The following is a 9,726-nucleotide window of genomic DNA, read 5'->3' as shown; positions in this document are numbered from 1 at the left end:
CATGCCGGCGTGGGCGGAATGGCGAGGCGCTCAAGGCGTGGCGCGCGCTGTTCGGTCCGAAGTTTCCGCTGTCATGAGCGACTGGTCCCTCTCGACGATCCTCGCCACGCTACACGAGGATATCCAGCACCGCCTGCGTTCGGTACGGGCAACTCTCGCCCATCCCGGCACCAAGGGAGATGGTAGCGAGAATGTTTGGCTGGATCTGCTCGGGACCTACCTCCCGCAACGCTATCAGGTCGCTAAGGCCTTCGTCGTGGATAGCCATGGAAATTTCAGCCAACAGATCGACCTTGTGGTGTTCGATCGGCAGTACACGCCGTTCATCTTCAAGATCGAGGGACAGACGGTAGTGCCCGCCGAGAGTATCTATGCGGTCTTCGAGGCCAAGCAGACCCTTGATGCGGGCATGATCGCCTATGCGCAAGAAAAGGTCGCCAGCGTGCGTAGGCTGGATCGCACAAGCCTGCCGATCCCGCATGCAGGTGGCACGTATGCTCCCAAGTCGCCAATACGTGTTCTTGGCGGCATATTGAGCTTTGAGAGCGAGTGGTCGCCGCCGCTCGGCGAACCGCTACGCAAAGCCCTGGCCGCCAATCTTGACGAGGGCGTGCTCGATATCGGCTGCATCGCTGCCCATGGCCACCTGTTCCGCCGCGATGACCATTTCGAATTGGTGGAGGCGGGCAAGCCTGCCACCGCCTTTCTGTTCAAGCTCATCGCTATGCTGCAGCTCAGCGGTACGGTGCCGATGATCGATATCGAAGCCTATGCCCGCTGGCTGGCTGAATAGCAGCGCCCATGCCGCGTAATCTCATCCTGCTGCTCGATGGCACCAGTAACGAGGTCAAGGACAACCTGACCAATGTCGTGAAGCTCTATCGCTGCGCCGAACGCAGCGACAATCAGCACGTCTTCTATCATCCCGGCATCGGCACTGTGCCGCTGACCACCGACTGGAGCCCCGCCGCGCAAAGCGCGATCGCGGCGTTCGGGCTCGCCACCGGCTGGGGCCTCGATGCCAATATCCTCGCTGCCTATTGCTATCTGATCGATATCTATGAGCCGGACGATCGGATCTTTCTCTTCGGATTCAGCCGCGGCGCCTATACGCACGCGCGGTTGCCGGCCTGATTCACCTGATCGGCCTGCTCGAACGCGATCAGCGCACCTCGCCGAATATGCGCTCAAAGCGTATAAGCGCGCACATAGGGAGGACCGGCTCGACATCGCTTGGCAGTTTCGTCGCGTGATTGGCGGGCGCCGGGTGCCGATCCATTTCCTAGGGGTCTGGGACACGGTCGCCTCGGTGTTCGTGCGCCCAGGGTTGCTGCGCTTCCCCAGCCAATCCTTCCTGCCGTACACTAAGTCAAATCCGAGCATCCGCGTCTTCCGCCAAGCAGCGGCGATCGATGAACGTCGACGCATGTTCCGGGCTCTACCACTGGACGCCGGACCAGAGCGTCAAGCCCGATCCGTTCGCCGACGCAGAAGGCGCGCAGGATCAGCAACCGTCTGGTTCGCCGGGGATCATTCCGATGTCGGCCGGCGGCTGGGTTGAGACCGAGAGTTCAGATCGCCAAATTCCCGCTGATCTGGATGGCCCGCTGTCCGTCGTCAGAACATTCGGCACAACTCGCGGCGTAAATTAGCGGAGTGCGGACCTCGTCTGGGGGTTGATGTTAGGCGGCGAGCTTGCGGTGTTGCAAGCGCCGATGTTCGATGGTCTGTCGCTTGATCCTTTCGCGCTGTTTGATGATGGCTGGAGCCCTGCCGAAGTAGGCATCGGCGGGCGTCACGTTGTTCAGGCTCTCGTGGTAACGCTGGTGGTTGTAGTACTCGACGAAGGCCTCGATTTGGGCTTCGAGGTCGCCGGGCAAAAAGTAGTTTTCCAGCAGGATGCGGTTTTTCAGGGTTTGGTGCCAGCGCTCGATCTTGCCCTGGGTTTGCGGGTGCATCGGGGCACCGCGCACGTGGCTCATCTTCCGGGCCTCAATGTATTCAGCCAATTCGCCGGCGATGTAGCTGGGGCCATTATCCGACAACAGCCTGGGCTTGTGCAGCACCGTGGCGCTGTCGCAGCCCGATGCGCCAAGGGCCAGGTCGAGCGTGTCGGTCACATCCTCGGCGCGCATGTTGGTGCACAGTTTCCAGGCGATAATGTAGCGCGAGAAGTCGTCGAGCACGGTCGACAGGTACATCCAGCCCCACCCGATGATCTTGAGTGGAGTAGGAAGCGCATAAGCGCTTCCCCTCCCCGAACCGTACGTGCACCTTTCAGCGCATACGGCTCTCTATTCAACCTTGGTCCAAGGCCATGGCGACATCACGATAGCGGGAGGTGACGGTGTTTCGGAGCTCGTCCCGATAGATGTAGGGATTTCGCTCCGGATTCCGCCACCGGAACTGCATCTTCTGGCTTGTGACCAGTCGTCGCAGCGCCTTGCCGACGGCATTGCCCTGATTGCTTCGACCGTAGACCAGCCACGTCTTCGATTGGCCGGTTTCCGGCATGCGGTACCATTTACGCATCAAAGGCTTGATACGGGACCGGTACTTCTGCGCCAACCAGTGCGCCATTTTCCAGAACACGACGGTGTCGATGCGCCGGAATGTGCGCGCCGTGAAGTCGGTGAACCTGTAGAACGCAGCCCATCCCGCCAGCTGGCGGTTCAGACCGTCGATCATGTCCACCGCGGCAACCTCATGATTGCCGGAGAGAGCCTCGACCAATCGGCGAGCGAAGGTCTTGGCCTTCTCCTTGGGTATCGTTGAGACCACGGACATGCGTCCGCTCGATCCCCGCCTGCGGATAATCCGGTGCCCGAGGAACACGAACCCGTCGTCGACGTGGGTGATATGGCTCTTGTCCATATTCAACGTCAGCTTCAGGTCGTCTTCCAGAAAGGCCCGGCATTCCTCGCGGATGGCCTCGGCATGTGCCTTGGTGCCCTTGACGATGACAACGAAGTCATCGGCGTAACGGCAGTAGGCGACAGCAGGTTTCCATTGCCGGTTCTCGCGAACCGTGATGGGGCGCCCCTGCTGGATGCCGAAGTTCCATGCCCAGCGATCCTTTCGCGCCTTGTCGCTCAGGTATTTCGCCTCCAGCCACGCATCAAACTCATGGAGCATGATGTTGGACAGGAGCGGCGACAGCACGCCGCCTTGCGGTACACCTTCGCTTGAGGCGACGAACAGGCCACGGTCGACGTGGCCCGCCTTCAGGAATCGCCAGAGCAGATCAACAAACCGATCATCCCGGATTCGCCGCCGAACGCAGCGAAGCAGAAGCCGGTGGTGGACCGTATCGAAGTAGCTCGCCAGATCACCTTCGATGATCCAGCGGCCCCGCGCTCCGGCACCACTATCCTGCAACTGTATCTTCACGGTCCGGACAGCGTGATGCACGCTGCGTTCCGGCCTGAAGCCGTAGGAGAGGCGATGGAAGTCGCTTTCCCAGATCGGCTCCATGGCCATCAGCATCGCGCGCTGGACGATGCGGTCTTTCAGGGTCGGGATACCAAGTGGTCGTTTCTTGCCATTGGCTTTCGGGATATAGATTCGCCTGACCGGCTGCGGGTGATAACTCCCCGTCAGCAAGTCCGTTCGCAGACTGGCCAGCTGTTCTGCCAGTACGGCCTGCATCCGTCGCTTGTCCATTCCGTCGATGCCCGGCGTATTGGCGCCACTCGACGCCAGCACGATCCGAGCCGCCTCGGCAAGCCACGCCCGATCGGCAATGAGCCGGAGAAGGCGATCGAACTTGCGGTTCTGGTCGCTCTCGGCCCACGTCGCGAGCTTGTGCTGCATTTCGCTGATTATCAAAGGTCTTCACCTCGTTTGGTCAGGTAGTTTGCACTTCAAGCTGATTGAACTGTCCCCCTTCGCCATGTGACAGGCTTTCCCTGTCGCGGACTACTACGGGGACTCCGCCAGCACGGTGGACATCGGGGCCAACTCCCTTGGCATTCCATCATGCCTTCCCTCGTTCATATGCTGGACTTTCGCGCGCTGGGGAGGCTGCCGGTCGCAGTCCTTGTCCTTGCGTCCCGCAAGTCGATGCCGATGCCATGGCCTGGCTGCATTCTCTCCATGGCTCCATGCGGACGGGCTACATTTCCGGCCACATTCGGATGTCGCCGACATACGTCTCCGGCGCCATCATCAGCATTCCGCCTGTTAAGCCGTGTAGGCGAAGGCGACATTTCAGCCCTCGGATGCGGATTAACCGGTTCGTGTTCCTCAACCTTCCAGCGCTACAGCCTCGGGGACCATCTCGGCGTAACGGCTTCGCCTCAATCCCCTTTACCTGCGGGCTACGTCACCCTGCCAGTTGACGGCAGGTCACCGCCGCTTGGGCTCATGCCCCCTCACAGCAGAGGGCAAGGCATTCGTTCAGTTCCTCCTTTCTCCTTTGCATTCCAGTCATATGCACCCCGGACCATCCGGGACGAGGCGCACAGTAGGTAAAATCAGTCTGCCACATCTCGTTTACCCGCGTGGTCTTGGTGTGGAACTGATCGGCGGCCTTGATCACGACATAGGCCGGGCTGGTGATCAGATCGTGGGCCTTCAACAGACGGTAAACCGTGGCTTCCGACACGAAGTAGCGCCTCTCATCGGTAAAACGCACCGCCAGTTCCCGGGGGCTTAGCTCGGACTGCCCCAGCGCCAGCTCGATGATCTGATCATGGATGTCAGGCGGGATCCGGTTCCACACCCGGCTCGGTGTCGATGGCCGATCCTCCAGCGCCTCCGGGCCGCCTTCGAGGAACCGGTCGTACCAGCGGTAGAAGGTCCGACGGGCAATGCCGAGCTCGTCCAACGTGTGCTTGGCTGGTAGGTGCGATTGCTCGACGATCCGGATGATCTCGAGCTTCTCCGATGCTGGATACCTCATTCGTCGTCGCCCCCATCCGCGATCATACTTTTTTTGAGCAGACGGTTTCGAGCGTCAGGTCGGCAACGCATTCCTTCAGGGCACGGGCTTCGCGGCGCAGGTCCTGCACCTCGCCGGTGGTTGCGGCACGGGCAGTGTCGCCAGCCAGGCGACGCTTGCCCGCTTCCATGAACTCCTTCGACCAGGTGTAATACAGGCTTTGGGCGATGCCTTCCTTGCGGCACAGCTCGGCAATGCTGTCCTCGCCGCGCAGGCCATCCAGCACGATCCTGATCTTGTCTTCGGCCGAGAAGTGCCGACGGGTCTGCCGCCGGTGTCCTTCACCACCCGCTCGGCAGGGGCCTTCATCGGCGATTTTTTTAAGGAGTGTTGGGGCTTCATCTTCGTTCCTTCGTCACTACGACGAAGCCCCAACACTCCTTAAATCACAACCTCAAATCTGTGCCATTGGTGCTGACGGGGAACAGTTTACTCGTACGGGTGGCAAGACTTCGTTGAACTCGTAAAGCACCGACGCCGCTACTTTTTTGCAGCAGGCGGCGGGAGCGAATGAGGAGGATATTTCGCCCGAAGAACTCTTGGAATTCATCTCCGCTCGCTGCAGGAAGGAGAGGATGATCCGGAAGTTGCCGCAGGGGACGGAGTTCTACCGTTGCCGCGAGAAGAACCCGGCGAAAATTTCGCGAGCCGCGTGAGCTTGGGCCGGCGCCTCGTCAGTTCGCGGCGCAAAACCGGATGAGCCCGGCTGGAATTCCCATGTTTTATGGGGCCGAAGAGCAAAAGACTGCTGTGCGGAGACCCTTAAGAAGCCATCAGCACGCCATGCTATGGGCGCTTCGCTCTGACACGAGCAGCCAAAGTGTTGGACATCACTTCTTCGCCCACTGTTAGCATATTCGATAGCAGGCGCGCACATCTGTACGATTGGGCCTTGTTCATGCACCAGTTCCTAAACGATTTTCGGAAAAGGATTGAGAAGGACGAGCGCGTCCACATCGATTATGTCCGACTCAGATCGTAACGGAGTATTTCCGGGCATAATGAAAGATCGGAAGGGGAGCCCGATCGGTGGCATTCTTTATCGTAGCGCCAGCAATACCCAAGGTAAGTGTATCGTCCTGTTCGCAGAAGATGCCGATGTCGACCCTACGATGCGCAGTGAAGTCAACCCAGATAGCAGGTTCTTTTGCAGATGCTGTCTGTGGAGCAGTATGACTGAATCAAGGGCCGTTGAAGCTGTCGTCAGACGCTTGCGTGTTCGGGAGGACCTGTCTTTGCTGCCGTCTCGAAGACGGGCTTGGCCTGAATTCGAGAGAAACGCGTAACAGATTACGCGGCCGGTAGGGGAGGGGCATCAGTTACCCGGGTTTTCGTCATCAAACTTGGAGACTTCGGACGATGCGTGCGCGGCGGCGGCGCGATCGTCATGGGTAACGTCTCGGAAGGTGATGATCTCGCGATCGCGGTTCTGGAGACGCCGATATCCAGCGTGCGATATATGGACCAGGCTGACATGGTCATGCTGCGTGACGGCGAGCGGTGCTTCGAGTATTTGGCGGCTGAATCGGCCGAACGACTTCGAGACCTCAACGGTACTGATAGAATGGGTCATCGCGACTCTATTGTCCAGAAAGTGCAGATTTTCCGGAGAATTACAAGGATGGGCTGCTGCCCGGATCAATGACCCACAACGATAGGTCGCCCTTGCTGCCCTGCCAGTCTGTCCCGACCCTTCTAAAGCCCGACCGTGCAAGGTTGTTACGCATGGTGTTGCTATCGGTCGTGGCGAAAGCAGGTTCATTGATCGCCCCAGCAATCGCCTCGACGAGATCGCCGGAGAGCATCTGGCCGCGTCGAGCGCTATGGACGACGACATATCCAAGCTCGGGCGCTCCTTCGAAGCCGACGAGCGATGCACCCGCGTTCGTGAACCGACCTTGCGATAATGCGGCAGTGGGGTCTTGAGAGCACCGACGCCGACGATGCGCCCCCCTTCCTCTTCGCGCAGCAAGGCCAACATTTTGTCTGACGGAGTCTCGGGAGGATGGCCTCGACGCTGGCCTGGATGGCACCGCCTGCTTTGACGAGCTCGCAATTTCGTGCTGGTCGGCAAGGCTCAGATCAACAACACTGCCTATCCAGCGCACCAGCCCGCTCTTCACTTCAGGAACGCTGCCCATCAGTTGGTCGGTCGGTAATAGATGGCGTCGAGCATGGCGACGCGCGCGTCCCAGAGCTCGGTGTCGCGCCCGGCAGCCCGATCGACCGTGTACCAAGGCGCCTGCCTGATGGGCTCTATGACGCGGCGCCAATAGTTTTCGAGTTTGATCGTCGTCGGCGCGAAAGAGAGTGCATTCGCGAGGCCTGGAGTGTTGCCACCGTTGACGCAGAAAGACATCCGGCCGCTTCATGGCAAGCAACCGGGTGGCCGGTGCCAGCCGCGCCACGCGCGATGATTTCGAGAAGGCGGCCGTGAACGCAGCGACAAAAGCGTTGAACTGGGCCTCGGTCACTTCATCGCGGGGCGGGATGACATCGAGCGTGCGGCAAGTGCGCTGTCCTCCAGACGATCAATTCGGCAAATGTGCCGGCACCGCCCATTGAGCCGAACCAGCCCCAGTGAGATTGGCCAGCCCTCGGTCTCGGCCTCATGCTTGCCGAGCACGCCGGCGATGCCCTTGGCCTCGGCAGCCGTGACCTCTGCAAAGGAGGAGGTGCGCGAGAAGATATGTTGATGGCCCGCACGAGCTTCATGCGCTCCATAAAGTCATGATACTCGTCGCGACGGGCACGCTTCACGAATTCAGGCCATTCCATCGTCGCGAGCGGCGCGTTGACCCGCGCCCACTCTTTGCGACTGTCCGGCAGGATCGGGCTCTTTGGCTCGGCTTACCTGCAGCCGCTTTTGCCTGGCGCTTGTAGCTCTCGGCATTCAGTTCTCGCGTGATGGTCAGGCGGAGCGGTGCGTAGTAGGTTTTGATCTGGCTGCGGACTTGCACGAAGAAAGGATTGTCGGTCGCTCCCTTCGCATGGACGCCGGCTCGAAGTTAGCACCCAGGCGCCCTTGGTGAAGTTGGCACTGCCGACGATCGCCTCAGCTTCACTCCCGTCTCAAAGTAGAAAATCTTGGGATGAAAGCAGCCCGGACGGCTCTTCGCGACATAGGCAGGGAACCAACTAGGCGATCGACAAGCGCGGTCTCGGTTGCAGAGAAGTCCACACCTAGGAGAAGGGACTCGAACTTCTCGGAATGGGCAAGGAGCGTGTCTGCGACATCGGTGATGCCACCCAAGCCACCGCAATCGAGATACTGTCATGCTTTTGGATGAGCGCTGAAAGTATGCGCGCCGTCGAGGCCGCGTTCACCAGGAGGATATTCGCATGCCTTACCTGTTGCATCGTTTTTACCTGAGCATTGACTTAGCGGCGTCCCCGCGGCGCGCATAGGGTTTCGCAACATCGCGAGCGACAATGCCTTGGACAACGAAAATGGGCCGGCGTCTTGAGGGAGGCGAGCAGGCCTCTTGGGAAGGCCTTCCCCTGAGCCCGTGCCGCTATGCGTCCCGGGCTACCCTTCAGCGGGGTTCCACCCCGCAACGCCCAAGTGCGAGAGGCCAGCTTCGTGCAGCCGTGACGGGATGAAGGGAGAGAGAGTGACTCCCGCCCGTCGCGAAAGGACGCGCGATGGACAATCGAACTGCACGGCAAGGCTCACGCGAGCCCGCAATATCTATTGCCGAAATCACCGAAGGAATACTGTCCGAACTGGAGGCAGGACGCGTTCCGTGGGTCCGGCCTGGGCGAACAGTTCTGCTCCGGTGGGGATGCCGTTCAACGCCGTCAGCGGTCGGCGGTACAGCGGGATCAATGTCCTGAGCCTCTGAGCGCCATTGCCGAGCGCGGCTTTGCCGGACACGGCTTCGTGACTTTCCGCCAGGCCAGGGAGCTTGGAGGAAGCGTTCGTCGCGGCGAATGCGGGACTGACATTGTCTACACCCGGAAAATCGCAACCCGGGACGAGAGACTGAGCGCCGTTCACGAGGCCGCGAGGCCGGCCTGCAATCCCCTTTCTGCGCCATTTTACTGTCTTTTTCTACTGAGCAATGCGCGGGGTTGCCCCGCATGTGGCGGTCCCGCCACGTCCGGTTGATAGCAGAGCTCATCCTTCCGGCCGCCGATGCCTTAATTCGGGCAACCAAGGCTGATTTTCGTATCGGCGGTACGAGCGCCTTCTACAGCCCGCTGCACGACTATGTTCAGGTCCAGACCCGAGGCATTCTTCGAGCCGGTCAACTGGCACCGGACCGCCTTTCACGAACTGGCCCATTGGAGCGGTCACTCCTCTCGCCTTGCGCGGGATCAGTCCGGCTCTTCGGGTCGCCCGAATATGGCCGGGAGGAGCTGGTCGCGGAGATGGCAGGAGCCTTCGTCTGCGCAGCGCTCGGCATTCGGCCAACGGTCGCCACAGTGATTATATCGGCTCCTGGCTCGCGATCCTTCGGCAGGAACAATCGTGCAATTCTGCGGACCGCCAGCGCTGCTTCGCGTGCCGCCGATCATATGCTGCCTTCCAGAGCGGGATGCTGCGACCGGAGAAATCTCGTGAGCCGCGGCAGCCGATGAGTCCGAGGCAGCAGGCTGCAACGTTGTCGCTTCTGTCGTCGTTGCAAAAGCCGGCGCATGAGGCTGTTGCCGCATCTGAGGCATGGTGCAAACAGGTCGGGGACGGCCAGTCCGTCGACCGCTCGGGGCGTTGCGATCATGTGTTGCTCAGGCCAGGCGCGATTGCTGCTTCGCGGCGACAGCGCCAGACTTTCTCTGCC

At 60.4% G+C, this 9,726-nt stretch carries 8 protein-coding genes and 3 pseudogenes; 6 read left to right on the top strand and 5 right to left on the bottom strand.

Features of this window, described 5'->3' with window-relative positions:
* Positions 1–73: 73 nt before the first annotated feature.
* From LUA85_RS21545 to LUA85_RS21795, 3 genes are read left to right on the top strand one after another with little or no spacing between them, the layout of a single operon-like run.
* Positions 74–793 carry a DUF6602 domain-containing protein gene (locus tag LUA85_RS21545; protein WP_231467523.1) on the top strand — a complete coding sequence of 240 codons (720 nt, stop codon included), beginning with the start codon at positions 74–76 and terminating at the stop codon, positions 791–793.
* Between the two features lie 8 nt (positions 794–801).
* Positions 802–1,134, top strand: a complete 333-nt coding sequence (locus tag LUA85_RS21575) for a DUF2235 domain-containing protein (protein WP_253073884.1) — start codon at positions 802–804, stop codon at positions 1,132–1,134.
* Complete coding sequence (locus tag LUA85_RS21795; protein WP_371823754.1) at positions 1,061–1,561, top strand: phospholipase effector Tle1 domain-containing protein; 501 nt, start codon at positions 1,061–1,063, stop codon at positions 1,559–1,561. The genes LUA85_RS21575 and LUA85_RS21795 overlap by 74 nt, the downstream gene beginning before the upstream one ends.
* 121 nt (positions 1,562–1,682) lie before the next feature.
* Here LUA85_RS21795 and LUA85_RS21535 read toward each other — a convergent pair.
* From LUA85_RS21535 to LUA85_RS21515, 5 genes and pseudogenes are all read right to left on the bottom strand, one after another.
* Positions 1,683–2,231, bottom strand: a pseudogene (locus tag LUA85_RS21535) (transposase); the annotation flags it as partial.
* A 67-nt stretch (positions 2,232–2,298) separates the two neighbouring features.
* Entirely contained in the window at positions 2,299–3,828 is a 1,530-nt protein-coding gene (gene ltrA, locus LUA85_RS21530) for a group II intron reverse transcriptase/maturase (protein WP_008828485.1), read from the bottom strand.
* Between the two features lie 637 nt (positions 3,829–4,465).
* Positions 4,466–5,284: pseudogene (locus LUA85_RS21525) on the bottom strand (helix-turn-helix domain-containing protein); the annotation flags it as partial.
* Between the two features lie 973 nt (positions 5,285–6,257).
* Positions 6,258–6,515, bottom strand: a complete 258-nt coding sequence (locus LUA85_RS21520) for a hypothetical protein (protein WP_231472277.1) — start codon at positions 6,513–6,515, stop codon at positions 6,258–6,260.
* 567 nt (positions 6,516–7,082) lie between these two features.
* On the bottom strand, positions 7,083–7,301 hold the full coding sequence (locus LUA85_RS21515) for a hypothetical protein (protein ID WP_231472276.1): 219 nt from the start codon (positions 7,299–7,301) through the stop codon (positions 7,083–7,085).
* Positions 7,302–7,312: 11 nt separating this feature from the next.
* On the opposite strand from LUA85_RS21515, the gene LUA85_RS21510 reads away from it, so the two are divergent.
* From LUA85_RS21510 to LUA85_RS21790, 3 genes and pseudogenes are all read left to right on the top strand, one after another.
* Positions 7,313–7,507 carry a hypothetical protein gene (locus LUA85_RS21510; protein ID WP_231472275.1) on the top strand — a complete coding sequence of 65 codons (195 nt, stop codon included), beginning with the start codon at positions 7,313–7,315 and terminating at the stop codon, positions 7,505–7,507.
* Between the two features lie 1,318 nt (positions 7,508–8,825).
* The gene (locus LUA85_RS21505) at positions 8,826–9,053 is read left to right on the top strand and encodes an ArdC family protein (protein ID WP_231472274.1); all 228 of its coding nucleotides are present in this window, start codon (positions 8,826–8,828) and stop codon (positions 9,051–9,053) included.
* Between the two features lie 102 nt (positions 9,054–9,155).
* Positions 9,156–9,526, top strand: a pseudogene (locus LUA85_RS21790) (zincin-like metallopeptidase domain-containing protein).
* The last annotated feature ends 200 nt before the right edge of the window (positions 9,527–9,726 follow it).

Origin of the sequence: Novosphingobium sp. CECT 9465 (assembly GCF_920987055.1) — a bacterium.
In the GTDB taxonomy this organism is placed as follows: domain Bacteria; phylum Pseudomonadota; class Alphaproteobacteria; order Sphingomonadales; family Sphingomonadaceae; genus Novosphingobium.
The sequence above is the reverse complement of the archived record's forward strand: the minus strand, read 5'-3'. Positions and strand labels throughout refer to the sequence as shown.

What these genes read in the sequence shown, in the direction of transcription:
- LUA85_RS21795 (WP_371823754.1), top strand. Translation starts at nt 1,061, where the DNA reads ATGAGCCGGACGATCGGATCTTTCTCTTCGGATTCAGCCGCGGCGCCT.
- LUA85_RS21520 (WP_231472277.1), bottom strand. Translation starts at nt 6,515, where the DNA reads ATGACCCATTCTATCAGTACCGTTGAGGTCTCGAAGTCGTTCGGCCGA.
- LUA85_RS21545 (WP_231467523.1), top strand. Translation starts at nt 74, where the DNA reads ATGAGCGACTGGTCCCTCTCGACGATCCTCGCCACGCTACACGAGGAT.
- LUA85_RS21575 (WP_253073884.1), top strand. Translation starts at nt 802, where the DNA reads ATGCCGCGTAATCTCATCCTGCTGCTCGATGGCACCAGTAACGAGGTC.
- LUA85_RS21510 (WP_231472275.1), top strand. Translation starts at nt 7,313, where the DNA reads ATGGCAAGCAACCGGGTGGCCGGTGCCAGCCGCGCCACGCGCGATGAT.
- LUA85_RS21515 (WP_231472276.1), bottom strand. Translation starts at nt 7,301, where the DNA reads ATGTCTTTCTGCGTCAACGGTGGCAACACTCCAGGCCTCGCGAATGCA.